Below are 24,778 nucleotides of genomic sequence, written 5' to 3' on the forward strand. Positions count from 1 at the left end.
CTATGGTAAGCAAGCAGTACCCCCGTTTGGGGGAGACCGTATTTCATGAGATTCTGGAGAACGGGCTCCACATCTATGTGGACCGCCGCCGGGATTTCCAGAAGAGCTACGCCTTCTTTGCCACCAACTACGGCGGCATGGATATGCGCTTTTTCCAGGATGGCCGGTGGAAGGATACCCCGGCGGGGGTGGCCCACTTCCTGGAGCACAAGATGTTTGATACCGAGGACGGCAACGCCCTCCAGGATCTGGCGGCCAACGGAGCCTCTCCCAACGCATTCACAAGCTCTGCCATCACCGGCTATTACTTTGAGAGCACCGAGAAGTTCTTCGACAACCTGAAGATCCTGCTCTCCTTTGTGTCCATCCCTTACTTTACCCAGGAGAGCGTGGACAAGGAGCAGGGCATCATCGGTCAGGAGATCCGCATGGTGGAGGACGACCCGGAGAACCAGGTGTTCTACGCCCTGATGGAGTGCCTGTATGACCACCATCCCATCCGGGTGCCCATCGCCGGTACCCAGGAGTCCATCTCCCACATCACTGCCGGCACCCTCTATTCCTGCCACAAGGCCTTCTATAACCCGGCTAACATGGTGCTCACCGTGGCGGGCGACGTGGACCCGGAGCAGATATGCGCCATTGCCAAGGAGATCCTGCCCAAGGATTCTCTGGGCCAGATGGAGCGGGACTACGGCGGGGAGGAGGACCCCCAGGCCGCCTGCTTCGAGAAGGAACTGACCATGGAGGTGTCCACCCCCATCTTCATGCTGGGTTTCAAGTGCGATCCCGCCCAGAAGGGCGAAGAGTGGATGCGCCGGGAGCTGGCAGGCGAGCTGGCCTGCGAAGCTCTGCTGGGCAACTCCACACCCCTGTACGCCAAGCTGTACAGCCAGGGGCTCATCAACAAGAATTTCAGCTACGGCTTTGAGCTCTATCCCGGCTGTGCCATGATGGTGGCCGGCGGCGAGAGCCGGGACCCCAAGAAGGTGCGGGACGCGGTGCTGGCCGAAGGGGAGCGTCTGGCCCGGGAGGGCATTGACCCCGGCCTGTTCCAGCGGCTGAAGAAGGGGGTCTACGGCGCCAAGGTCCGGGGCCTCAACTCCTTTGAGTTTACCTGCATCTCCATGGCCCAGTCCCACTTTACCGGGGTGGACTACTTCAAGTTCCCGGAGATTTTTGACTCCATCGACCAGGCCTGCGTGGAGGACTGCATCCGCAGCTGGGTGACCGCTGAGCGGTGCGGTCTGGCCGTGGTGCGCCCGGGGGAGGGTGAGGCGTAATGGGTACCGTATCCTTTCCCGGCCTGGGGCTAGAGCTGACCATGAACCCCATTGCCTTCCGGGTCTTTGGATGGCCCGTCCACTGGTACGGCATGATCATCGCCGCCGGCTTCCTGCTGGCGGTGGTGTATTGCTCCCGGAAGGCGCCTCAGTTCGGTATCCGCCAGGACGATATCATCGATATGCTCTTTTTTGCCGTGCCCCTGTCCATCATCGGGGCCCGGCTGTACTACATCATTTTCTACCTGGATCTGTACCGCAGACCGGACGGCTCCCTGGACTTTGGGGCCATGGTAAGCATCTGGGACGGCGGCCTGGCCATCTACGGCGGCGTCATTGCCGCGGTCATTACCCTGCTGGTGTTCTGCAAGGTGCGGAAGATCAAATTCCTGGCCTTTGCCGACCTGGGCGCCTACGGAATGCTCATCGGCCAGCTGGTAGGCCGGTGGGGCAACTTTGTCAACATCGAGGCCTACGGCGGTCCTACCGATCTGCCCTGGCGCATGGGCATCTACGAGTATGTGAACGGATCGCTGCAATATGTGGAGGTCCATCCCACATTCCTGTACGAGTCTCTGTGGAACCTGGTGGGGCTGGTGCTGCTCATCATCATTGCCAAGAAGTGGCGGAAATTCGACGGCCAGAACTTCCTGTGCTATTTCGCCTGGTACGGGGTGGGCCGGGGCTTTATTGAGGGCCTGCGTACCGACAGCCTGTACTTCTTCAACACCTCCATCCGGGTGTCCCAGGTGTTCGGCTTTGCCACCGCCGCCGTGGCCATCGTGGCGCTGATTTACCTGCTGGCCTTCCGCAAGCATGACCCGGCCAAGCTGTGGGTCAATCAGATGAAGGCCCATCCCAGGCTGGTGGCTCTGGTCTACCCTGAGGGACAGGGCGGAAAGTGGCTGGCCAAACAGAAAAAGCGCCTGGAGCAGGATTTTGCCAAGATCGAGGAGTATGCCCTCCCCGCGGATGTGCCTGCCGAGGACAAGGCGGAGATGATTGCCGCTCTGAAGGAGCGTTCCGACCTGAAAGAGGTACTGGTCAAGGAAGAAAAGAAAAAATAAGTCCATTTTGCTTGAGGGTCTGTTGCAAAATGTGCAGCTCGTACAAAGACCCGTCATTCCGAGAAAAACGGCCGCCCACCGGGCGGCCGTTTTTCTCGGGAATCCGCCCCTTTTGCCGGGGAAACGGATTGCCACGCCAGTGTGCGCACTGGCTCGCAATGACAGGTTTGTGCAAAACAGCTATTTTGCAACAGGCCCTTTTTGCTATGCAAAAGCATAGCAAAATTGGCCATGTGCCGCTTTCAGCGGCACGGCCATGAAATCAAAGCGCATGGGCCGGGACGGCCCATATGCGCATGAAGTTTCATGGTCATAAATGGGGACGGGCCCTCATAGGTATGTTGCAGACACCAAAGAAGGATGTGACGCTATGCGGGAACAAGGGGATGTAACGCGGTATTTACAGGCGGCGGCCCTGCTGCCGCTCCACCTGCGGCGGCAGGCGGAGGGGCTGGACAAGGCCACTCAGGCCGTGGCGGAAGAGCTGCGGCTGCGGGCGGGCAGGCCCATGACTGTGGTGTGCCCCACGGGGGAGCGGCCCCTGTCCGGTGGTGAGCCGGTGAGCCCGGCGGATCTGAGCCTGGTGGTGGAGATCGCCACCCGCGCATCCGCTCACACTGCCATGGAGCGGATGAGAAGCGGCTTTTTTACCGTACCGGGCGGCCACCGCATCGGTATCTGCGGCAGCGCGGTGGTAAAGGAAGGGGCGGTGTTCAACCTGCGGCAGCTGTCCTCGTTGGCCATCCGTATTGCCCGGCAGGTGCCGGGAGCCGCCGCCTCTGTGGCGGACAGGCTATGGGAGGGGAATCGCTTTCAGAGCACCCTTATCTTATCTCCGCCGGGGGGCGGCAAAACCACCCTGCTTCGGGAACTGATCCGCCAGCTGTCCGACGGAGAAGGCCGCCCACCCCTGCGGGTAGGGGTGGCCGACGAGCGGGGGGAACTGGCGGCCATGTACAACGGTCTGCCCCAGTTTGACGTGGGGCGGCAGACCGATGTAATGGATGGATGCCCCAAGGCGGATGGCCTGATGATGCTGCTGCGGGGGATGAATCCCCAGGTGCTGGCCGCCGACGAGATCACCGCGCCACAGGACTGCGCCGCTCTGCTGCTGGCGGCCAACTGCGGGGTGCATCTTCTCTGTACCGCCCACGCCGCCGACCTGGAGGACCTGAAGACCCGGCCTCTGTACCGGCCTCTGTTGGAAAACCACTGCTTTCAGAAGCTGGTGGTGCTTTCCCGGCGGCCGGAGGGGCGGTTTTGTCAGGTATATGACCTGTGATCCGGCTGATGGGCGCCCTGCTGACGGTGGGCGGCGGGGCTTTTCTGGGCTTTGACGCTCACCGGCGGCTGAAGCGGCGGGCCAGGGTGCTGCGGCAGCTGGCCGGGGCGCTGGAGCAGATGGACCGGGAGATCTCCTTCCGCCTTACGCCCATGCCCCAGCTGATGGAGGAGCTGGCCGCCGACTATCCGCCGCCGGTGGGGACACTGTTCGCCAACTGCCGGAAGGGCATGGAGGAGCTGGGGGAGCGCTCCCTGGCGGAGATCTGGCGGCAGGCTCTGGAGGATACCCCGCTGGATCTGGAAGGCCGGTCTGCCGCCGTGATGGACGAGCTGGGGGAGGTACTGGGCCGGTTTGAGGAGTCCGGCCTCCGTACCGCTCTGGCCCGGGCGGTGGCGGAACTGACCCGGGAGGCGGAACTTGCCCGGGAGGATGGGGAAAAGCGGGGCAGGATGTATCAGGTGCTGGGCTTGACCTGCGGCGGGCTGCTGGTCATTCTGCTGCTTTAAAGGAGTTAAAAACATGGATGTGGATCTGATCTTTAAAATCGCCGCCATCGGAATTCTGGTGTCGGTGCTCAATCAGGTGCTCTCCCGGTCTGGCCGGGACGAGCAGGCCACCATGACTACCCTGGCGGGGCTGGTGGTGGTACTTATGATGGTGGTCCAGCAGATCAGCGGGCTGTTTGATCTGGTCAAGGACCTGTTCGGTCTGTAGCCATGGAGACCATGCTGAAGGTGGGGGCGGTGGCCGTCCTGGGTGCTCTGTGTGCCGTGATGGTGAAGGGCACCGCCCGGCAGCTGGCTCTGGTGCTCTCCATTGCCGCCGCCGCTGTGGTGCTGGGTCTGGCCCTGGGGGCGGTGGAGGACGTAGTGGCCATGGCGGAGGAGCTGCAGGATATGGCGGGGCTGTCCCCTGCGGTGGTGGCCCCCGTCATCAAAACGGTGGGCATTGCCATCCTCACCCACATTGCCGCCCAGGTGTGCAAGGACGCAGGGGAGGGAGGCATTGCCGCCGTTACCGAGACGGCCGGCTCCGCCCTGGCTCTGTGTACCGCCCTGCCCCTGCTGCGGGCGGTGCTGGACACGGTGGCACAGCTGCTGTGAGAAGCTGGTACAAAAGAGGAGGGAAGGACCATGATACGGCGTTTGGCGGTGCTGGTGGTGCTGCTGACGGTACTGACGGGGACGGCCTGGGCCAGTCAGGGCGTGCTGGATACCCAGTCTGCCGCCCTGGACCTGGAGGGGCTGGAGAATGCCGGGGCGGAGTGGATGCCCGATGCCGATCTGTCCGCCGGGCTGGACCTGGACGGCAGCATCGATCAGATTCTGGACACCGGCAGCGAAGAGCTGGGGGGCGTGATCCGCAAAGCCCTGCGCAGCGGGGCCTTACTGCTGGCGGTGGTGCTCTTCTGCTCTCTGGCCGAGGGCATGGGGGCGGGCCAGGGCCCGGTAAACGGGGTGGCTCTGGTAGGAGCCCTGGCGGTGACCGCCATTGCGACGGCCGACGCCAACTCCCTTATCGGCATGGGCCGGGAGGCCATCGAGCACATGGACAGCTTCTCCAAGCTGCTGCTGCCGGCGGTGACGGCGGCGGCCTCCGCCGCCGGGTCCCCGAGCGGGGCGGTGGCCCGGCAGCTGGCCACCATGCTCTTTTCCGACCTGCTCATCACCCTGATCAACCGTGTACTGCTGCCCCTGGTGTATACCTACATCGCGGCCTGTGTGGCCTGGGCGGCGGTGGGCAACGAGGGCCTCAAGCGGGTGGCGGCCACCCTCAAATGGGCGGTGACCACGGTGCTCACCGGTACCCTTATCCTCTTTGTCACCTACCTCACCATCAGCGGGGTCATCGCGGGCACCACCGACGCCCTGACAGTGAAGGCTGCCAAGTTCACCATGTCCAGCATGGTGCCGGTGGTAGGCGGCATCCTGTCCGACGCGGCGGAGACCGTGCTGGCAGGGGCGGGGGTGCTGAAAAATACGGTGGGTGTGTTCGGAATGTTGGTGGTCATCGGCATCTGCCTGGTGCCTTTCCTCCAGCTGGGCTTCCACTATCTGACCTATAAGGTGTCCTCCGCCCTCAGCGCCGCCCTGTCGGGCAGCCGGGTGGCCGCCCTCATCGACCAGATCGGCGGGGCCTTTGGACTGATCCTGGGGATGACCGGGGCCTGCGCCCTGCTGCTGCTCATCTCCATGATCTCCGCCGTGTCGCTGGCAGGGGGGTGAGACCATGGTAGAATTTTTGGGAAAATGGCTGATGGGGGTGACCTGCGCCGCCATGATCCTGGCCCTGGCGGAGGGCCTGTCCCCGGCAGGGGGGCCAAAACGGGCGGCCAGGCTGGCTGGCGGGTTGCTCCTGCTGCTGGCAGTGGTAAAGCCCTTGATAAGCCTGGACGGTTCGGCCCTCACCCGGGCCATGACGGAATACCGCCTGGACGCGGAATACTCTGCTCAGGCGCTGGAGGAGGAGAATAAAACCCTGATGATGGACATCATAGAAGCCCAGTCCGCCGCATATATTCAGGACAAGGCGGCGGCGTTGGGCATTACCTGCACGGTGCGGGTGGAGGCCGACGAGGCGGCGGAATACCCCATCCCAAAGGTGGTCACCATCACCGGGGAGCTGTCCCGGGAGGAGCGGGAGGCCCTCACCGAGCAGATTGAGGCCGACTTTGCCATCCCGGCAGACCGGCAGTATTACGAAAGCGGGGGAGCGGAATGAACCGGCATCAACCGGAAAAGGGCAACGGGCTGGCCCTGTACAAGGGACGGCTCATGGAGCTGTTCCAGCGGTATAAATACGCGCTGCTGGTGGTGGCGGCGGGGGTGGTCATGATGGCCCTGCCCGCCCTGAGCGGCGGGGGGGAGACCACCCAGACCCGGCAGCAGAGTGTCCAGGAGGTGGAATTTGGAACGGAGGAGCTGGAGGGGCGGCTGGAGGCGGCCCTGTCTCAGATGGACGGGGTGGGGCAGGCAGAGGTGGTGCTCACTCTGCGGTCCGGACCGGGCCAGGTACTGGCCCAGGATACCCAGAACTCGGTGCGGGAGGAGGGAAGCGAGTCCTCCCAGTCCACGGTGGTGCTCTCCAAGGGCTCCGGCTATGAGGAACCGGTGATCCTCCAACAGCTTTCGCCCCAATATCAGGGGGCTCTTGTGGTATGCTCCGGCGGGGACGACCCCGCAGTACGCCTGCAGGTGGTGGAGGCGGTATCCGCCCTCACCGGGCTGGGGGCGGATAAGATCTCAGTATCAAAAGGAAAGTGAGGCAGTAACAGTATGAACGTATGGAAACGAAACGCGGTGGTGGCCGCAGTGGTGCTCTTTGTGTGCGGCGCGGTGTACCTCAACTGGTCCTATCAGAAGGGGCAGAGCGAGGAAGCGGGCAAGACTCTGGGCGAGGCGGAGCTGGTGTCCATGCAGAGCGCCGACCCGCTGCTTAAAACAAGTCCCGCACCCTCGGCGGACCCCTCGGCCTCGCCAGCGCCCACCGCCACGGACAAGAGCAGCGGCTACTTTGACGCCGCCCGGCTCAACCGCCAGCAGGCCAGAGACAGCGCCCTGTCCATCCTCCAGGAGGCCGCCGCCGACACCAACGCCACCGAGACCATGAAGGCGGAGACCGGTGAGGCTATCCAGACCCTGGCCGACTACACCGTGTCCGAGGCCCAGATCGAAAATCTGGTCACCGCCAAGGGGTACGCCGACTGCGTGGCCTTCATCAGCGACGGCAGCGTCAGCGTGGTGGTGTCCGCCACCGAGGAGGGGCTCACCGACGCCGATGTGGCCCGCATCACCGAGATCGTCACCGAAGAGACCGGCCTGGAGGCCAGCGCCATCACCATCATCGAAGCCCAGCCCTGAGCCCCAGGGTCCCCGCCAAAAATCAGTTGTATTTTTTCTGATTTGTGGTAAAATGGTCCCATAGTACACAAAAGGAGCGTGACCGGTATGGGCGATGGAAAGGAATATATCTCCCGGCCTGACGAACTGGGTAACATCCATATCTCCGAGGATGTGCTGGCTGTGATCGCGGCGGCCGCCGCCACGGAAGTGGAGGGTGTGGGCAGTCTGTCCACCAATCTGAGCAGCGATATCGCGGAGCTGCTGGGCGCAAAGAAGAATCTGTCCAAGGGCATCCGCATTACTATGGTGGGGGAGAGCGTCCGGGTAGACGTGTCCCTGCTGGTCAAATACGGCTATACCATCGTTGACGTGGCCAAAGAGGTGCAGAGCGCCGTCTTTAACGCCATTGAAAATACCAGCGGCCTGACCGTGGAACACGTCAATGTCCATGTGGCCGGCATCGTATTTGAAAAGGAACACAAGTAAATCAAGCCGGACCAAGGGCCTGTTGCAGAGCAAGCAACAGGCCCTTTTGTGTGTTTTGGCCGGTCTGACCCAGGAAAAGGGGCTGGAATCTGGAGTCTAATTTTGAAATATCTCTTTCCTTTTTGCATACAGTTGATGTATAATCATAATAACTGTGAATATCACCGGCTCATCATGCCGGAATGGAGGAACCCATCATGACCAGAACCGCCGCCCGAGAGATCGCCGTCCACCTGACCTTTGAACTGGGCTTCACCGGGCAGACCGCCCGGGAGCTGCTGGACGAGGCCCTCAACCGCAAGACCTTCGCCCTCATCGGGGAGGAGGAGCCCCTGTATGCCGAATTCCCCAACGAGGCCCAGCGGACCTACATCACCCGTCTGGTAGAGGGGGTCTATGACCACGCCCCCGAGCTGGACGAGTATATCTCCAAGTACGCCATCGGCTGGAAGTTCTCCCGTATGAACCGGGTGGCCGTGGCCATTATGCGTGTGGCTATGTATGAGATTCTGTATATGCAGGACATCCCCAATGCCGCCGCCATCAACGAGGCCCTGGAGCTGGTGAAGCACTATGAGGAGCCCGAGGTGGTCTCCTTTGTCAACGGCATTCTTGGCTCCTTCGTCCGGGGGGAGCACATCCCTGACCCGGTAGGCCTGAAGGAGCAGCCGGAGGCGGAGGGCTGATGCGTACTCTGGGCATCGACACCAGCAACTACACCACCTCCGCCGCCGTCTTTGACGGCGAGGGGGGCGAGAACGCCGGACGCCTGCTGGAAGTGCGCCCCGGCGAGCTGGGCCTGCGGCAGAGCGACGCCCTGTTCCAGCACGTCAAGGCCCTGCCCGACCGCTTTGCCCAGCTGAGAGAGGGCGGCTGGCTGGACGGCATCGTTGCTGTGGGTGCTTCCACCCGGCCCCGGGCGGTGGAAGGGTCCTATATGCCCTGCTTCTTGGCGGGGGAGAGCCAGGGCCGTACCCTGGCTGCCGCGTTGAATGTGCCCTTCTTTGCCTGCTCTCATCAGCAGGACCATATTGCCGCCGCCGCCTGGTCGGCGGGCCGGATGGATCTGCTGGACAGGCCTATGCTGGCCTGGCACCTGTCCGGCGGCACCACCGAGCTGCTCCATGTGGAGCCGGAGGGAGTCAATGTGAAAGCCACTCTGCTGGGTGGCACCAGCGACATCTCCGCCGGACAGCTCATTGACCGCACCGGCGTGCTGCTGGGTTTGGATTTCCCGGCGGGCAAGGCGGTGGACCAGCTGGCCCGGAGCGGAAAGGATCAGAAATTTTCTGTGAAGTTGAATGGCTTTACATTTTCCCTCTCCGGCATGGAGAACAAGGTGAAAGCCATGGCGGAGCAGGGGGAGGAGCAGGCGGACATCGCCCGCTTTGCCCTGCTGACGGTGGCCGATGTGGTGCGTCGCACCACCCTGGCCGCCCTGAAGCAGTATCCCGGCCTGCCGGTGCTGTGCTCCGGCGGTGTAGCTTCCAACTCCCTGCTGCGGCAGGTGATGGAGCCTCTAGGAGCGGTGTTTGCCCAGCCCCGGTTCTCCACCGACAACGCCATGGGTACCGCCATCCTCACCTGGCGGGCTGTAAAGGCGGGTGAGTTGACATGAGCCATATCTACACGGTTTCTCAGGTCAACCAGTATATCAAATCCCTGCTGGACCGGGACCGGGAGCTGACCGCCCTGTATGTCCGGGGGGAGATCTCCAACTACAAGGCCTACCCCTCGGGCCACCACTATTTTTCCCTGAAGGACGGGGAAGGGGCCATTCGCTGCGTCATGTTCAAGCGGGAGGCCATGTCCCTCCGGTTCCGGCCGGAAAACGGCATGAAGGTCATCGCTTTCGGCCGGGTGGCGGTCTTTCCCCGGGACGGACAGTACCAGCTGTACTGTACCTCCCTGACTCCGGAGGGGGTGGGGGATCTGCATCTGGCCTTTGAACAGCTGAAACAGAAGCTGTATGCCGAGGGACTTTTTGATCCCGCCCACAAAAAGCCCATCCCCAGATTCCCCAAGCGGATCGCCCTCATCACCTCCGCCGCCGGTGCGGCGGTGCGGGATATGCTGCGTATTCTGAGGGCCCGGTGGCCTATGGCAGAGGTCTTTCTTCTGCCGGTTCGGGTCCAGGGAGCGGAGGCACCCGGTGAGATCTGCGCCGCTATTGCCTGGGCTAACCAGCATCAGGTGGCCGACCTCATCATTACCGGCCGGGGCGGCGGGTCCATGGAGGATCTGTGGGCCTTTAATGACGAAAACGTAGCCCGCACCATCTATCACTCGGCCATTCCGGTGATCTCTGCGGTGGGGCATGAACCTGACGTGACCATCGCCGATTTTGTAGCCGACCTGCGGGCGGCCACCCCCTCCAACGCCGCCGAGCTGGCAGTACCCGACCAGAACGAGGTAGCGGTGTGGCTGCATCAGATGGAGGGGCGGTTGGCCCAGGCCATGGGCCGCAAGCTGGAGTCCGCCCGAAAGGATCTGGACCGGGCGGCCCGGTGCCGGGCCCTTCAGGACCCTATGAACTATGTGGACGACAAGCGGATGGTACTGGACTACCAGCGGGAGAAGCTGGCGGCAGGACTGAACGCCGCTCTCAACCGGGAGCGGCAGCGTTTTGGACAGCTGGCTTCCAAGCTGGATGCCCTCAGCCCCCTGAAGGTACTGGGCCGGGGCTACGCCATCCCCCGAAAGGCGGACGGCGGTGTGGTCCGGTCTGTGACCGACGTGGCCCCCGGCGACCCTTTGAAGCTGCGGGTGGCTGATGGCGAGATATCCTGTCAAGTGGTTTAACTTGACTGCTTTTGGAAAGGACTTAAGGACATGGCGGAAGAAAAACTGACCTTTGAGCAGGCTATGGGCCGGCTGGAGGAGATCGTGAAGCGGCTGGAGCGGGGAGACGCCCCGTTGGAGGAGGCTCTGTCCCTCTTTGAGGAGGGGACCCGGCTGCTGGGCGGCTGTTCCGCCCAACTGGACAGTGCCGAACAGAAGGTGCGTAAGCTGCTGGCAGGGCCGGATGGTCAGCCGGCAGAGGAGCCGTTTGAGGAGGGACAGGTATGACGGAACAGGAGAGACTGGACGGCCACAGGGCTCAGGCGGAGGAGTGGCTGCGGCACTGCTTCCAGGGCCGGGCGCCCCGTGGGGATCTGTACGACGCCATGTACTACAGCCTGCTGGCCGGAGGCAAGCGCATCCGGCCGGTGCTGCTGCTGGAGAGCTGCCGGCTGTGCGGCGGCGATCCGGAGAAAGCGCTGCCTTTTGCCGGGGCCATTGAGATGATCCATACTTACTCGCTGATCCACGACGATCTGCCCTGCATGGACGACGATGACCTGCGCCGGGGCCGGCCCACCAACCACAAGGTATATGGCGAGGCTACCGCTGTACTGGCGGGAGACGCCCTGCTGACGGCGGCCTTTGAGTGGATGCTGGACCCGTCTGTGACCCTGCCGCCGGAGCGGACGCTGGAGGCGGCCAGGGTGTTGGCCCGGGCGGCCGGCGCTCAGGGCATGGTGGGCGGCCAGGTACTGGACATGGCGGGGGAAGGCCATGCCATGGGCCTTACTGAGGTGGAAGAGCTGCAGCGCCTCAAGACCGGAGCGCTCATCCGTGCCGCCGCCGAGATGGGCTGTGTGCTGGCCGGCGGCAGCGAGGAGCAGCGGAAGGCCGTATGCCGCTATGCGGAGCGGATCGGACTTGCCTTCCAGATCCAGGACGACATCCTGGATGTGGTAGGTGACGAGGCCACCTTGGGCAAGCCGGTGGGCTCCGACGCCAAGAGCGAGAAAAACACCTTCGTGACCCTGAAAGGGGTGGAGGAGTGCCGCCATCTGGTGGAGAAACTGACCGAGGAGGCCGTGGAAGCCCTGTCCATCTTTGGGGATGAGGGCGACAGCCTGTGCTGGCTGGCCCGCTCCCTGGCAAGCCGTGAGAAGTGAGGCGCATCATGGGAAACGTAGTAAACTTTTTCACCGGCAATCTGATCCTCAACCTGGCGATCCTGGCCTGGTTCATTGCGCAGGTGTTGAAGATCATCATTACCTTCTGCACCAAAAAGAAGCTGGACTGGCACTATCTGGTGGCCAGCGGCGGGATGCCCAGCTCCCACTCCGCCTTCGTATGCGCTTGCGCCGCATCGGTAGGCTATATGTATGGCTGGGGGTCGCCCATGTTCGGCATTGCGGCGGTGCTGGCCATCGTGGTCATGTATGACGCCGCCAACGTCCGCAAGGCGGCGGGGGAACAGGCCAAGATCCTCAACTATATCATGGACCACTGGACCGAAATGAAGCCGGCCCTCTTCGGCAAGGAACTGAAGGAGCTGCTGGGCCACACGCCCTTCCAGGTCCTGATGGGCGGCGTGCTGGGCGTTGCAGTGGGCTTGTTCGGCGCCTGGCAGTGGAGTTGACAGCCCCACTGATTTGTTGATTTGATCCTTCACCGGGAGGTGTTACCATTCTTAGTCTGGAGCAATGTTCCAACGATCTCAGCGCCCTGACCGACAGTGAGGCGGCTGCTCTCTGCGGTCTGCTGCGGGCCCGCATCCTGGATGTGGTCTCCCGCACCGGCGGCCATCTGGCCTCCAGTCTGGGGGCGGTAGAGCTGATCGTTGCCATTCATCGCGTATTTGATACCGGCCGGGACAGGCTGGTGTTTGACGTGGGCCACCAGTGTTATGCCCACAAGATCCTCACCGGCCGCAATGCCGCCATGGAGACCCTGCGCTCCTTTGGCGGCCTGGCCGGTTATCCAAAACCCACCGAGAGCGACACCGACGCATTCATCGCCGGCCACGCCTCCAACTCAGTGTCGGTGGCCCTCGGAATAGCAAGGGCAAGAACTTTACAGCATGAAGATTACAGTGTATTGGCCCTGATTGGTGACGGGGCCCTCACCGGCGGCCTGGCCTATGAGGGTCTGTCTGACGCGGGAGACAGCAAGGAGCCCCTTATCGTCATTCTCAACGACAACGGGATGTCCATCACCAAGAGCGTGGGCGGCGTGGCCGACCATCTGGCCCGTCAGCGGCTTAAGCCCCAGTATCTCCGCTTTAAGAGGGGCTACCGGAAGGTGATGGGAGCTACCGCTCTGGGGCGTGGGATCTACAAAGTGACCCACAAGGTCAAGACCGCCATCAAGGAGACCCTGCTGCCTTGCAGTCTCTTTGAGGATATGGGCTTTACCTACCTGGGGCCGGTGGACGGCCATGACGTCAAGCGGCTGACCCGGCTGCTCAAGTATGCCCGGGACCTGAAAGGCCCTGTGCTGCTCCATGTCAGAACTGTAAAGGGAAAGGGCTACACACCAGCGGAGCGCAACCCCGATCAATTTCATGGTGTGGGCCGCTTCTGTGTGGAGACCGGCGAGGTGCTGAAGGGCAGCGGTACCAATTTCTCCGCTGTCTTTGGACAGGCCCTTTGCAAGATGGCGGAGGAGGACCCCAGGCTGTGTGCTATTACCGCCGCCATGCAGGGAGGAACGGGACTCAACACCTTTGCCGCCCGATTCCCGGACCGGTTCTTTGATGTGGGCATTGCCGAAGGCCATGCGGTGGCAATGTCCGCCGGTATGGCCAAGCAGGGCATGATCCCGGTCTTTGCGGTGTATTCCTCCTTCCTTCAGCGGGCCTACGATATGCTGATCCATGATGTGGCCCTTCAGGGCCTTCATGTGGTCTTTGCCATTGATCGGGCCGGGCTGGTGGGAGAGGACGGTGAGACCCACCACGGTGTCTTTGACCCTGCCTTTCTGGATACGGTGCCCGGCATGACAGTGCTGTGCCCCTCCAGCTATGCTGAGCTGGAGTCGATGCTTCGATATGCCATCTATGAGGTAAAGGGGCCGGTGGCGGTCCGCTATCCCCGGGGTGGCCAGGGGGACTATCAGGAGGATTCCGGATTGGTCAGCACCGCAGTGCTGCGTGCCGGCAAGGATATTACCTTGACAGGCTACGGTATCACAGTCAATGCGCTGCTGGACTGTGCCCGGCGGCTGGAGGCCGACGGTATCCAGGCCCAGGTACTCAAGCTCAATACCATCACGCCCCTGGACGGGGCGCCGGTGGCAGCCTCGGCGGCGGAAACCGGGCGGCTGCTGGTGGCAGAGGAAGCTGCCCCAGGCAACTGTGTGGGGCAGCGGCTGGCTGCAAAGCTGCTGGAGCGGGGTGTTGCTGCAAAGGTGGCCATGGTCAACACCGGGCCCGGCTTTGTCACCCACGGGCCTGTGTCCCAACTGAGAACCCTGTGCGGCCTGGATGGGGCGTCCCTGTATAAAACAGCGTTGGAGGTCTGCGGACATGGCAATTGTTAAAAAAAGACTGGACGTGCTGTTGGTGGAGCGGGGGCTGGCGGAGAGCCGTCAGCGGGCCCAGGCCATCATTATGAGCGGCCAGGTCTATGTAAAAGAGCAGAAGGTGGACAAGGCCGGAGCCCAGATCCCCGAGGATGCGCCTGTAGAGGTGCGGGGCCAGACCCTGGCCTATGTGAGCCGGGGCGGTCTGAAGCTGGAAAAGGCAATGAAAACCTTTGAGGGCATCCACCTGGACGGGGCGGTGTGCGGCGATATCGGCGCCTCCACCGGCGGCTTTACCGACTGTATGCTCCAAAACGGAGCGGTCAAAGTGTACGCCGTGGATGTGGGCTACGGTCAGCTGGCCTGGTCCCTCCGCAGCGATGAGCGGGTGGTGTGTCTGGAGCGGACCAATGCCCGCTATCTGACCCATGAGCAGATCCCCGACGAGCTGGACTTTGCCAGCGTGGACGTGTCCTTCATCTCCCTGAAGCTGATCCTGCCTGCCCTCCGTGGCCTGCTCAAGCCGGACGGCCAGGCGGTGTGCCTGGTGAAGCCTCAGTTTGAGGCCGGCCGGGAAAAGGTGGGTAAGAAGGGCGTGGTGCGGGACCCCGCCGTCCACCTGGAAGTGATCCGGCAATTTCTCAAGAATGCCGCTGATGCGGATTTTACTGTAAAGGATATGACCTTTTCACCAATCAGAGGACCCGAGGGCAACATTGAGTACCTGGGACACCTGCTGGCCGGGGGAGGCGGAGCTTCCTGGACCGGCGATCCGGCAGCCCTGGTAGAGGCATCCCACGCGGCCCTGGAAGGAGCCGGACAATGAAAGTAGTGTTGAGCCCCAACCCCTATCGGGACCGGGGATTGAAGGCCGCCCAGGCGGCGGAGAAGATTCTGAAAGCCGCCGGGGTGGAGACCGCCATCTGCCTGCCCTTTGCGGTGGAGGGGGGAAACATCGAATTCCCCAAGCACATCCAGTTCAAGCGGACCGAGGAGGAGCTGAAGGACGCGGATATTCTGGTGTGCTTTGGCGGAGACGGCACCATCCTCCATGCCGCCAAGGACGCCAACCAGCACCATGTGCCCATTCTGGGCGTTAACCTGGGCAGCGTGGGCTTCATGGCGGAGCTGGAACTGGGGGAACTGTCTATGCTCTCCAAGCTGCCCGCCGGAAAGTATGCTGTGGAGGACCGCATGATGCTGGACGTGACGGTGCGGCGGGACGGCAAGGTGATCTATTCTGACATCGCCCTCAACGACGCTGCCCTCACCAAGGGGGCGGTGGCCCGGGTGGTGGATCTGGAGGTGCTGGGGGATAAGACCACCATTACCAGGATGTCTGCCGACGGTGTGGTCATTAGTACCCCCACCGGATCTACTGCTTATTCCATGTCGGCGGGGGGCCCTATCGTGGAGCCCACGGCGGAAAACATCATCGTTACGCCCATCTGTCCTCACGCCCTGTCTGCCCGGTCCTTTGTGCTGGGCCATGAGCGGGCGGTGTCCATCAAGCTGGGCCGGATGGCCCGCAAGACCGCCTTTTTGTCGGTGGATGGAGGGAAAGCCTTCAAGCTCAATGGCGGCGACGTGGTGGAGACCAAGATGTCCAAATCCAAAACCAGACTGGTTCGGGTGACCGGCCGGACATTCTATGAGATTTTGAATCATAAATTGGGAGGTGCGTAAGCCATGAAAGCGAAACGGCAGCAGGAGATTTTGCGGATCATTGCGGAGCAGGATATTGATACCCAGGATCAGCTTCTGACAGAGCTGCGGGCCAGAGGGGTGCAGTCCACCCAGGCCACCATTTCCCGGGACATCAAGGAACTCCACCTCATTAAGGAACTGACCGGATACGGGACCTATCGTTACGCTGTTTCGGAGCGGAAGGCCTCCCTGAATATCGCGGGACGGCTGCGTACCATCTTCAAGGAGGGCGTTACCTCCTTTGATGTGGCTCAGAATATCGTGGTTTTGAAAACCATGCCCGGTCTGGCCTCTGCGGCCTGCGCCGCCATTGACGGCATGGATATTTCCAGCCTGGTGGGCAGCTTGGCGGGAGACGATACCGCCATCCTCATCATGCGCACCAATGAGGACGCTGCCTCCTTCTGCAACGAGATCCATGCCATGCTGAAATGAGACTTCAAAAAAGTGACAAAGTCACTTTTTTGAGCAGGATGCAGCCCGCTACGCGCAGAATTTGTCCATCTTTGATGGATAAATTCCACACTTGCGGTTTGAAAAGTGTTTTTGGCTACGCGCATGTCGCAGCCAAAAACGGTTTTCGATTTTATTGCGCCGCCTGCGGGCGGCGCAACTCTGCGAGGCTTTTTTAATCAACGTGCCTTTCTAGGGTGGTGGCCTATATGCTTTCTTTGCTGCACATTGAAAATATTGCGGTGATCCAGACGGCGGACATCCAGTTTGACAAAGGCTTTAACGTCCTCACCGGCGAGACCGGCGCGGGCAAGTCCATTGTGGTGGATGCCATCGGGGCCATCATCGGGGAGCGCACCAGCCGGGATCTGATCCGTACCGGGGCAAAGTCCTCCCTGGTCAACGCGGTGTTTACCGGCCTGCCGGAGCTGGACTGGTTCCGGGAGAACGGCGCAGGCCCTGATGAGGAGGGCAATCTGCTCATCCAGCGGGAGATCCAGCCCGACGGGAAGAACATCTGCCGCATCAATGGCCGGCTCATCACCGTCTCCCAGCTGCGGCAGCTGGGCCGCTTACTGCTCAATATCCACGGCCAGCACGATGGCCAGCAGCTGCTGGACGAGCGGTGTCACCTGGATTATCTGGATGGCTTTGGCGCCACCGGGGAAGAACTGGCGGCCTACCGGATCTGTTATGACAAACTGGCCGCCATCCGCCGGGAGATCTCATCCCTCCGGATGGACGAGGCGGAGAAGGCCCGGCGCATTGACAGCCTGGAATTTCAGATCGGCGAACTGGAGCGGGCTGAACTGCGGAGCGGGGAAGAGGAAGAACTGACGGAGCGGCGGGATCTGCTGCGCAATGCCGGTAAGCTGATGGAGAGCGTGGAAGGCGCGCATCTGGCCCTGTCCGGCGATGATGAACGGGAAGGAGCCGCTGCCCTGCTGGGGGAGGCGGAGCAGTCTCTTCATGCCGCCGGCCGCATCAGCACCCAGGCCGCCGAGCTGCTGGAAAAGCTGGTGGAACTCCGCTGCGCCGCCGACGACATTGCCGAGCAGATCCGGGATCTGCGGGACGCCTTTGACTTTGAGCCGGGGGAGCTGGATCAGATCGAGAGCCGGTTGGACGTACTCCATCGGCTGAAGAAGAAGTACGGCGATTCGGTGGACGAGATGCTGGACTATCTGGACCGCTGCAAAAAGGAACTGGACGAGATCCAGTTCTCCACTGATACCATTGCCCGGCTGGAGAAGGAGCAGTCCAAGGCCCTGGCCGACGCCCGAAAGGCGGCGGAGACCCTCAGTCAGACCCGAAAGAAGGCGGCCAAGGCGCTGGAACAGCGGATTCAGAGCGAATTGGCCCAGCTGGATATGCCCAAGGTCCGGTTCCAGGTGGAGTTTGGGCCAAAGCCGGGGGAGTTCGCCATGGACGATACCGGCATGGACGAGGTGCAGTTCCTCATGTCCGCCAATGTAGGCGAGGACCTGAAGCCCATCCAGAAGATCGCCTCCGGCGGTGAGCTGGCCCGCATCATGCTGGCCCTGAAAAACGTGCTGGCGGAAAACGATCAGGTGGGCACTATGGTCTTTGACGAGGTGGATACCGGCGTGTCCGGCCGGGCGGCCCAGAAGGTGGCGGAAAAGCTGGCCGATGTGGCCCACGCCAAGCAGGTACTGTGCGTCACCCATCTGCCTCAGCTGGCTGCCATGGCCGACGTCCATTTCTCGGTAGAGAAGGGGGAGAGGGGCGGCCGGACCTATACCCAGGTGGAGCGTCTGACCCGCCAGCGCCGGTGCGAGGAGCTGGCCCGGCTTACCTCCGGCGAGCACATCACCGACGCTACCCTTGGCGCCGCCGGGGAGCTGCTGGACAGTGCGGAGACCTACAAGAAACTACACAAAAGCTAGATTTTGTTGAGTACCGCTTTTCTGCTTGACAAACGGAGCAAGAGCGATTATAATCCTCATCAATATGACACTGCGATGACAGGGAGAAGTACCAACCCCCGTCCCGCCCAGAGAGCCCCCGGTTTGGTGAGAGGGGGAGGGGACAGGCTGGGAAATACACTCTGGAGCAGCCGCCTGAACAGGGGAGACCCCCAGTAGGGCCGTGTCGGGTGCGCCCGTTATCGCGCCGCCGTGTGTTGGCACGGCATAAGGCCGTTTTTGCGAGAAAACGGCGAACCAGAGGTGGTACCGCGTTTTTACGCCCTCTGTCCGAACGGACAGAGGGCTTTTTGCATGAAAGGGGGATTTTGTGGATCGGAATGTCTGTACCCGCTGCGGCGGGGAGATGGTCCATATCGGCCAGGAAAAGATCCAGCTGGGGAAGTTCGGTTGGCTTACCGGCTCCTGGGGGCACCTTTTGTCTGGCGCTCTTACCGTAGATATCTATTGCTGCCGGGATTGCAAAAAATTGGAGTTCTACGCGGTGGAGCCACCGGAAGAGGAGGCCACCATCGCGCAGGTCCCCTGCCCCCACTGTGGGGAGCGCCACGACATGGACGACGCCAAGTGTCCCCACTGCGGAAAGCGGTTATACTGATGACTACACCATTGAGATAAAGGAGAATGAACATGACTTGTTACGAAGAACTGAAGGCCCGTGGCCTCATTGCCCAGGTCACCAACGAGGAGGAGATCTCCAAGATGATCAACGAGGGCAAGGCCGTCTTTTACATCGGCTTTGACCCTACCGCCGACTCCCTCCATGTGGGTCACTTCATGGCTCTGTGCCTGATGAAGCGGCTCCAGATGGCGGGCAACCGTCCTATCGCCCTCATCGGCGGCGGCACCGGCTACATCGGTGACCCCTCCGGCCGTACCGATATGCGCAACATGATGACCCCGGAGACCATCCAGCACAACTGTGACTGCTTTAAGAAGCAGATGGAGCGTTTCATCGAGTTCGGCGAGGGCAAGGCCCAGATGGTGAACAACGCCGAGTGGCTCCTCAAGCTCAACTACATTGAGCTGCTCCGTGAGGTGGGCGCCTGCTTCTCCGTCAACAATATGCTGCGGGCTGAGTGCTACAAGCAGCGCATGGAGAAGGGCCTCTCCTTCCTGGAGTTCAACTACATGATCATGCAGTCCTACGACTTCTACCACCTGTTCCAGCACTACGGCTGCAATATGCAGTTCGGCGGCGACGACCAGTGGTCCAATATGCTGGGCGGCACCGAGCTGATCCGCCGCAAGCTGGGCAAGGACGCCCACGCCATGACCATCACCCTGCTGCTCAACTCCGAGGGCAAGAAGATGGGCAAGACCGCCAAGGGCGCCGTGTGGCTGGACCCCAACAAGACCAGCCCCTACGAGTTCTACCAGTACTGGCGCAACGTGGGCGACGGCGATGTGCTCAAGTGCCTGCGGATGCTCACCTTCCTGCCTCTGGAGCAGATCGACGAGATGGACAAGTGGGAGGGCAGCCAGCTCAACACCGCCAAGGAGATCCTGGCCTTTGAGCTGACCAAGCTGGTCCACGGCGAGGAGGAGGCCAAGAAGGCCCAGGATGCTGCCAAGGCCCTGTTTGTGGGCGGCGGCGATATGAGCAACGTGCCCTCCACCGCCCTGGAGGCTGGTGCGCTCACAGACGGCACCATCGGTATCCTGGACCTAATGCTGGCCTGTAAGCTGGCACCCTCCAAGAAGGAGGCCCGCCGCCTCATCGAGCAGGGCGGCGTGGAACTGGACGGCCAGAAGGTAACGGACGTATACACTGCCGTGACTGCCGAGCAGCTCTCCGGCGACGGCGTCATGATCAAGAAGGGCAAGAAGGTCTTCCACCGGGCCTCTCTGCAGGGCTGAGTGTTCAGGGGCTGCCGTCAGTGGGGCAGCCCCTTTCTTAATTTTACCTGACTTTGGTTGCAGGCGACAAACAGGCATGATACAATAGACCTGTTGGAAGGCTTACCGCCCCGGCAATGTGTGTGGCGGCTGCAAAGGAGGAAGGCACTGTGCCGGAAAAAGAGGACCCGAAGAACAAGAAGAAATGGTACATCCTGGATGGCAGCCATGTGCAGCTGCTCATTGTGCTCATCGTTGCCATCCTGTTCTATGTGGGATTGAACCATTTCAGCGTAGTAACTGTCCGGATCAACCAGTTTATGGGGGTGCTGTCCCCGTTTATCGTGGGCTTTGCCATCGCCTACCTGCTCAATACCCCCATGTGCTTTTTTGAGCGAAAACTCTTTCCCAACCACCGGTTTAAGCGTGCGTTGTCCATTTTGCTGGTCTATGTGCTGGCCTTTGCCGTGGTTGCCATCCTGCTGGGGCTCATCGTGCCTCAGGTGGTACAGAGCGTCAAGGACCTGGCGGGCAATATGCAGACCTACCTGACCAGCCTGGATCAGCTGGTGCAGGATCTGACCGAGCAATTTGATCTGGATGCCGACGCCATCAACGATATGTTCGGTAACTTCCAGAACATGATCAGCAACATGACCGCAAAAGCGGCGGAGGCCCTGCCCCAGCTGCTGGATGTGGGCTTTGCCATCGGCAGCGGCGTGATTGCGGGCATCACCGCCCTGATCTCCTCCATCTATATGCTGGCGGGGAAGGACCGGCTGGTACCCCAGCTGAAAAAGCTCCTCTACGCCACCGTGTCCAAGCGCCGGTCCGACTGGCTGCTGGGGGTATGCGGTCAGGCCAACCGGGTGTTCGTGGGCTTTATCAACGGCAAGATCATCGATTCCGCCATCATCGGCGTGCTCTGCTTCATCCTGTGCGCCATTTTCCAGATTCCCTACCCCATGCTGGTCAGCGTCACCGTGGGCGTCACCAATGTGATCCCCTTCTTTGGACCCATCATCGGCGCTATTCCCTGTCTGTTTATTCTGGTGATCGTGGACCCCTGGGCCGCCCTGCGGTTCTTTGCCCTGGTCATCGGATTGCAGCAGTTTGACGGCAACATCCTGGGGCCCAAGATCCTGGGTGACAGCACCGGCCTGTCCGCCATCTGGGTGCTCATCTCCATTGTCACCTGCGGCGGCCTGTTCGGGTTCCCCGGCATGATCCTGGGCGTGCCCACCTTCGCTGTGCTCTATGCTTTGGTCCGGGAGTGGGTCAACAAGCGTCTCAAGGCAAAAAAAATCGACGGCAACGGTAAGCCCCTGGAGGAGCAGCCCCAAACGCCGCCGGACAAAGAATGAAAAAAGACCGCCCAATGGGCGGTCTTTTTTGCTGTTAGGAAAGGGTGGCCTGGACCAGATCAGTCATGGAGTAGAGACCAGGGGTCTCCACACCGGCAAGAAATCGGGCCGCCCGGATGGCGCCGGAGGCAAAGACCTCCCGGCTCATAGCGGAGTGGCTCAGGGTGATGACCTCATTCTCACCGGCAAAGATCACGTCGTGATCTCCCACGATGCCGCCGCCGCGAACAGAGCAGATGCCGATCTCCTCCTTGTCTCTGGCCTTGCGGACGCTGTGGCGGTCGCACACATAGTCGGGCTGGTAGGGAAGAGCGGATGCCGCCGCGTCGGCCAGCATGAGGGCGGTGCCGCTGGGGGCGTCCACCTTTTTATTATGGTGTTTTTCCACGATTTCGATATCGTAGTCCGTCCCCAGAGCCGCGGTGGCCTGGCGTACCAGGGCCAGCAGCACATTGACTCCCAGGGACATATTGGCGGAGCGGAACACGGGGATGACCCGCGCCGCCTGGTCGATGGCGGCCAGCTGCTCCTCCGAGTAGCCGGTGGTGGCCAGCACTGCCGGGATGTTCCGCTGCAAACAGAAGTCCAGCAGAGCGGGCAGGGCGGCAGGGGAGGAGAAGTCGATGAGGGCATCAGCCTGCCCCTGGAACTCAGCGGGGGAGGAGAACACGGGGAAGTCCCGGTCGCCAGTCCCCAGCAGGTCAAATCCGGCGGCGATTTCCAGGTCGGGCTGGGCGGCGCACAGGTGCTCCACTGCCCGGCCCATCCGGCCGTTGCAGCCGGAGAGGATCAAACGAAGCATTTCCAACATCCTTTCCCGGTGCTCAGGCGGAGAGCAGTCCCACCTTGACCATAGACTGACGGAGGGTCTCCAGCGGTCCGTCGCTCATATCGCACAGAGGCAGGCGGAGGGAGCCGATGTCGTAGCCCGCCAGATTCATGGCAGCCTTGATGGGAATGGGGTTGACCTCCAGGAAGAGGGCGTCGATAAAGTCCATGTAGCCCAGCTGAAGGGCGGCGGCCTGGTCAAACTTGCCCTCCAGGCACAGGTGGGTCATCTGGATCATGACCTCGGGGGCGATGTTGGCCACCACCGAGATCACGCCCTTGGCGCCCAGGCTCATCATGGGGACCACCTGGTCGTCGTTGCCAGACCAGACATAGAAGTCGTCGCCGCAGATGGCCAGGGTGTGAGCCAGCAGAGAGAAGTTGCCGCTGGCCTCCTTGACGCCGTTGATGTTGGGGTGCTGGGAGAGCACCTTGTAGGTCTCGGCGGTAAAGGAAACGCCGGTGCGGGAGGGCACATTATAGAGGATAATGGGCAGATCCACCCGGTCGGCAATGTATTCGTAGTGCTTGATGAGGCCGGTCTGGGACGCCTTGTTGTAGTAGGGGGTGACGTGCAGCAGGGCGTCGGCACCGGAGTCCTGGGCGTGCTGGGACAGGTAGACGGCGGCGGAAGTATCGTTGCTGCCCGCGCCGGCAATGACCTTGACCCGGCCGTTCACCCGCTTGACACAGTATTCCACGGCGGCAATGTGCTCCCGGATGGTCAGGGTGGAACACTCTCCGGTGGTGCCGCAGACGCAGATGGCGTCCAGGCCCCGCTCGATCTGCTCGTCGATGATTTTCCCGAACTGATCGTAGTTGATGGCGCCGCTGTGGTCAAACGGGGTGATGATGGCGGAACAGGCTCCGGTAAAAACAGGCTCTCTCATAATTAGGGTTACCTCCTTGAAATGTAACCCTCCGCGCACAGAAGTTCGGCAAGAAGGACTGCGCCGCCCGCGGCGCCGCGAAGGGTATTGTGGGACAGGCAGACGAACTTATAGTCGTACTGCGTGTCGGGACGCAGACGGCCAATGCAGACCGCCATACCGCCCTCGGTCATCCGGTCCAGCCGGGTCTGAGGACGGTCGGGCTCCTCAAAGTAGTGCAGGAACTGCTTGGGAGCGGAGGGCAGGGCCAGCTCCTGGGCACGGCCCTTGTAATTTGCCCAGATCTCTTTGATCTCCTCCATAGAGGGTTTGTTCTCAAAGCGTGCGAACACAGCGGCCATATGGCCGTTGGACGCGGGCACCCGCAGACACTGGGCGGTGATGGCGGGGGACTGGGCGTTGACGATGACCCCGTTCTCCACCTTGCCCCACAGCTTCAGGGGCTCCTGCTCGCTCTTCTCCTCCTCGCCGCCGATGTAGGGGATCACATTGTCCACCATCTCAGGCCAGGTGTCGAAGGTTTTGCCCGCGCCGGAAATAGCCTGATAGGTGCAGACCAGCACCTGGTTCAGGCCGAAGCCGCGCAGGGGGTGCAGGGCGGGAACATAGCTCTGGAGGGAGCAGTTGGACTTAACGGCAATGAACCCGCGCTCCACCCCCAGTCGCTTTCGCTGGTCCTCGATGACTTTGATATGCTCGGGATTGATCTCCGGCACCACCATGGGCACGTCGGGCGTCCAGCGGTGAGCGGAGTTGTTGGAGACCACGGGGCACTCGTGCTTGGCGTAGGCCTCCTCCAGAGCCTGAATCTCTTCCTTCTTCATATCCACGGCGGAAAAGACAAAATCCACCTGGGAGGCAATGGCCTCGATATCGGCCTCCGCGTTCATGACCACCATCTTTTTGGCCTCTTCGGGCATGGGATTCTCCAGAGCCCAGCGGGAGCCGATGGCTTCCTCATAGGTCTTGCCGGCGGAGCGGCTGCTGGCCGCAATGACAGTGAGCTGGAACCAGGGGTGATTCTCCAGCAGGGAAACAAAACGCTGGCCCACCATACCGGTGCCGCCGATGACGCCTACTTTGTATTTTTCCATGACCATACCTCCGTTGCTCAAAGTTTATTCCAACACCGGCCTGTCTCAGACCGGAAACTCATAGCGAAAAGAAAAAGAAAATCAGCAGTTTACAGAACTGCTGATTTTGTACTATAATGACAGGGACAGTGCGTCCCCGACCATACCAGACAAAAGCAGACAGCACTCCGCCGCGTGTGCGGCGACAGTCGAACGGATCTTATCCGGGCGACCAGGCAAACGCACCACCGGGAGCGTCCCTTCGGCGGCCTCCCCTTTCACGCGGTTCACCGGGCCCGGCACCCTCACCACGCTACTCTTGAAGAGCCGCGCCTCTATCCTGCAAATGTAATTTCGCTATTTAGTTTGCAAAATTGTACCACAAGTTCTGGCAAAGTGTCAACGAAAGCGAGAT

General features: G+C 61.6%; 28 protein-coding genes, 1 riboswitch and 1 other annotated feature. Of the genes, 25 read left to right on the top strand and 3 right to left on the bottom strand.

The genetic code is table 11. From position 1 onward, the window contains the following. The first annotated feature begins 2 nt into the window (after nucleotides 1-2). The 25 genes from B5G06_RS05210 (at nucleotide 3) to B5G06_RS05330 (ending at nucleotide 21,572) form a co-directional block, all read left to right on the top strand. Entirely contained in the window at nucleotides 3-1,283 is a 1,281-nt protein-coding gene (locus B5G06_RS05210) for an EF-P 5-aminopentanol modification-associated protein YfmH (RefSeq protein WP_087188031.1), read from the top strand. Continuing rightward, complete coding sequence (gene lgt, locus B5G06_RS05215; RefSeq protein ID WP_087188032.1) at nucleotides 1,283-2,350, top strand: prolipoprotein diacylglyceryl transferase; 1,068 nt, start codon at nucleotides 1,283-1,285, stop codon at nucleotides 2,348-2,350. The genes B5G06_RS05210 and lgt overlap by 1 nt, the downstream gene beginning before the upstream one ends. Before the next feature lie 370 nt (nucleotides 2,351-2,720). Beyond that, a complete protein-coding gene (locus B5G06_RS05220; RefSeq protein WP_087188033.1) occupies nucleotides 2,721-3,632 on the top strand; it encodes a stage III sporulation protein AB in 912 nt (303 codons plus the stop codon). Continuing rightward, nucleotides 3,629-4,141: a stage III sporulation protein AB gene (locus B5G06_RS05225; RefSeq protein WP_087188034.1), complete on the top strand. Its 513-nt coding sequence runs from the start codon at nucleotides 3,629-3,631 to the stop codon at nucleotides 4,139-4,141. Before B5G06_RS05220 ends, B5G06_RS05225 begins: the two co-directional genes overlap by 4 nt. A 13-nt stretch (nucleotides 4,142-4,154) precedes the next feature. Continuing rightward, nucleotides 4,155-4,349 carry a stage III sporulation protein AC gene (gene spoIIIAC / locus B5G06_RS05230; protein ID WP_087188035.1) on the top strand — a complete coding sequence of 65 codons (195 nt, stop codon included), beginning with the start codon at nucleotides 4,155-4,157 and terminating at the stop codon, nucleotides 4,347-4,349. Between the two features lie 2 nt (nucleotides 4,350-4,351). Next, a complete protein-coding gene (locus tag B5G06_RS05235; RefSeq protein WP_087188036.1) occupies nucleotides 4,352-4,738 on the top strand; it encodes a SpoIIIAC/SpoIIIAD family protein in 387 nt (128 codons plus the stop codon). A gap of 30 nt (nucleotides 4,739-4,768) precedes the next feature. Next, a complete protein-coding gene (locus B5G06_RS05240; protein WP_087188037.1) occupies nucleotides 4,769-5,860 on the top strand; it encodes a stage III sporulation protein AE in 1,092 nt (363 codons plus the stop codon). A gap of 4 nt (nucleotides 5,861-5,864) precedes the next feature. Then, the gene (locus B5G06_RS05245) at nucleotides 5,865-6,356 is read left to right on the top strand and encodes a stage III sporulation protein AF (RefSeq protein ID WP_087188038.1); all 492 of its coding nucleotides are present in this window, start codon (nucleotides 5,865-5,867) and stop codon (nucleotides 6,354-6,356) included. Next, a complete protein-coding gene (locus tag B5G06_RS05250) occupies nucleotides 6,353-6,898 on the top strand; it encodes a stage III sporulation protein AG (RefSeq protein WP_087188039.1) in 546 nt (181 codons plus the stop codon). Before B5G06_RS05245 ends, B5G06_RS05250 begins: the two co-directional genes overlap by 4 nt. Nucleotides 6,899-6,910: 12 nt before the next feature. Beyond that, nucleotides 6,911-7,495, top strand: a complete 585-nt coding sequence (locus tag B5G06_RS05255; RefSeq protein ID WP_087188040.1) for a SpoIIIAH-like family protein — start codon at nucleotides 6,911-6,913, stop codon at nucleotides 7,493-7,495. A gap of 87 nt (nucleotides 7,496-7,582) precedes the next feature. Next, nucleotides 7,583-7,963 (top strand): Asp23/Gls24 family envelope stress response protein, encoded by a 381-nt coding sequence (locus B5G06_RS05260; RefSeq protein ID WP_087188041.1) that lies wholly within the window; start codon nucleotides 7,583-7,585, stop codon nucleotides 7,961-7,963. 197 nt (nucleotides 7,964-8,160) lie between these two features. Continuing rightward, entirely contained in the window at nucleotides 8,161-8,649 is a 489-nt protein-coding gene (gene nusB, locus B5G06_RS05265) for a transcription antitermination factor NusB (RefSeq protein WP_087188042.1), read from the top strand. Further along, nucleotides 8,649-9,581 (top strand): DNA-binding protein, encoded by a 933-nt coding sequence (locus B5G06_RS05270; protein ID WP_087188043.1) that lies wholly within the window; start codon nucleotides 8,649-8,651, stop codon nucleotides 9,579-9,581. The genes nusB and B5G06_RS05270 overlap by 1 nt, the downstream gene beginning before the upstream one ends. Beyond that, complete coding sequence (gene xseA / locus B5G06_RS05275; RefSeq protein ID WP_087188044.1) at nucleotides 9,578-10,765, top strand: exodeoxyribonuclease VII large subunit; 1,188 nt, start codon at nucleotides 9,578-9,580, stop codon at nucleotides 10,763-10,765. Before B5G06_RS05270 ends, xseA begins: the two co-directional genes overlap by 4 nt. A gap of 30 nt (nucleotides 10,766-10,795) precedes the next feature. Continuing rightward, nucleotides 10,796-11,032: an exodeoxyribonuclease VII small subunit gene (gene xseB, locus B5G06_RS05280; RefSeq protein ID WP_087188045.1), complete on the top strand. Its 237-nt coding sequence runs from the start codon at nucleotides 10,796-10,798 to the stop codon at nucleotides 11,030-11,032. Beyond that, complete coding sequence (locus B5G06_RS05285; RefSeq protein WP_087188046.1) at nucleotides 11,029-11,910, top strand: polyprenyl synthetase family protein; 882 nt, start codon at nucleotides 11,029-11,031, stop codon at nucleotides 11,908-11,910. The genes xseB and B5G06_RS05285 overlap by 4 nt, the downstream gene beginning before the upstream one ends. A gap of 8 nt (nucleotides 11,911-11,918) precedes the next feature. After that, nucleotides 11,919-12,380 (top strand): divergent PAP2 family protein, encoded by a 462-nt coding sequence (locus tag B5G06_RS05290; protein WP_087188047.1) that lies wholly within the window; start codon nucleotides 11,919-11,921, stop codon nucleotides 12,378-12,380. Between the two features lie 56 nt (nucleotides 12,381-12,436). Next, nucleotides 12,437-14,281 (top strand): 1-deoxy-D-xylulose-5-phosphate synthase, encoded by a 1,845-nt coding sequence (gene dxs, locus B5G06_RS05295; protein ID WP_087188048.1) that lies wholly within the window; start codon nucleotides 12,437-12,439, stop codon nucleotides 14,279-14,281. Continuing rightward, complete coding sequence (locus B5G06_RS05300; RefSeq protein WP_087188049.1) at nucleotides 14,268-15,089, top strand: TlyA family RNA methyltransferase; 822 nt, start codon at nucleotides 14,268-14,270, stop codon at nucleotides 15,087-15,089. The genes dxs and B5G06_RS05300 overlap by 14 nt, the downstream gene beginning before the upstream one ends. Continuing rightward, complete coding sequence (locus B5G06_RS05305; RefSeq protein ID WP_087188050.1) at nucleotides 15,086-15,949, top strand: NAD(+)/NADH kinase; 864 nt, start codon at nucleotides 15,086-15,088, stop codon at nucleotides 15,947-15,949. The genes B5G06_RS05300 and B5G06_RS05305 overlap by 4 nt, the downstream gene beginning before the upstream one ends. 3 nt (nucleotides 15,950-15,952) lie before the next feature. Next, nucleotides 15,953-16,405 carry an arginine repressor gene (locus tag B5G06_RS05310; RefSeq protein WP_087188051.1) on the top strand — a complete coding sequence of 151 codons (453 nt, stop codon included), beginning with the start codon at nucleotides 15,953-15,955 and terminating at the stop codon, nucleotides 16,403-16,405. Nucleotides 16,406-16,632: 227 nt separating this feature from the next. Next, nucleotides 16,633-18,330, top strand: coding sequence for a DNA repair protein RecN (recN, locus tag B5G06_RS05315; protein WP_087188052.1), 1,698 nt, complete (start codon nucleotides 16,633-16,635; stop codon nucleotides 18,328-18,330). Nucleotides 18,331-18,396: 66 nt separating this feature from the next. Next, nucleotides 18,397-18,639 (top strand) — a binding site (T-box leader). 40 nt (nucleotides 18,640-18,679) lie between these two features. Further along, a complete protein-coding gene (locus B5G06_RS05320) occupies nucleotides 18,680-18,967 on the top strand; it encodes a zinc ribbon domain-containing protein (protein ID WP_087188053.1) in 288 nt (95 codons plus the stop codon). A 32-nt stretch (nucleotides 18,968-18,999) separates the two neighbouring features. After that, the gene (gene tyrS, locus B5G06_RS05325; protein WP_087188054.1) at nucleotides 19,000-20,229 is read left to right on the top strand and encodes a tyrosine--tRNA ligase; all 1,230 of its coding nucleotides are present in this window, start codon (nucleotides 19,000-19,002) and stop codon (nucleotides 20,227-20,229) included. Nucleotides 20,230-20,378: 149 nt separating this feature from the next. Next, a complete protein-coding gene (locus B5G06_RS05330; protein ID WP_242955355.1) occupies nucleotides 20,379-21,572 on the top strand; it encodes an AI-2E family transporter in 1,194 nt (397 codons plus the stop codon). 34 nt (nucleotides 21,573-21,606) lie between these two features. On the opposite strand, the gene dapB is transcribed toward B5G06_RS05330, so the two are convergent. From dapB to asd, 3 genes are read right to left on the bottom strand one after another with little or no spacing between them, the layout of a single operon-like run. Continuing rightward, on the bottom strand, nucleotides 21,607-22,374 hold the full coding sequence (gene dapB, locus B5G06_RS05335; protein ID WP_087188056.1) for a 4-hydroxy-tetrahydrodipicolinate reductase: 768 nt from the start codon (nucleotides 22,372-22,374) through the stop codon (nucleotides 21,607-21,609). Nucleotides 22,375-22,396: 22 nt separating this feature from the next. Then, nucleotides 22,397-23,290 (bottom strand): 4-hydroxy-tetrahydrodipicolinate synthase, encoded by an 894-nt coding sequence (gene dapA, locus B5G06_RS05340; RefSeq protein ID WP_087188057.1) that lies wholly within the window; start codon nucleotides 23,288-23,290, stop codon nucleotides 22,397-22,399. Between the two features lie 8 nt (nucleotides 23,291-23,298). Further along, nucleotides 23,299-24,384, bottom strand: coding sequence for an aspartate-semialdehyde dehydrogenase (asd, locus tag B5G06_RS05345; protein ID WP_087188058.1), 1,086 nt, complete (start codon nucleotides 24,382-24,384; stop codon nucleotides 23,299-23,301). A gap of 152 nt (nucleotides 24,385-24,536) precedes the next feature. After that, nucleotides 24,537-24,709: riboswitch (Lysine riboswitch) on the bottom strand. Nucleotides 24,710-24,778 lie beyond the last annotated feature (69 nt).

The organism is Flavonifractor sp. An52 (genome assembly GCF_002159385.1).
Taxonomy (GTDB): Bacteria; Bacillota; Clostridia; order Oscillospirales; family Oscillospiraceae; genus Flavonifractor; species Flavonifractor avicola.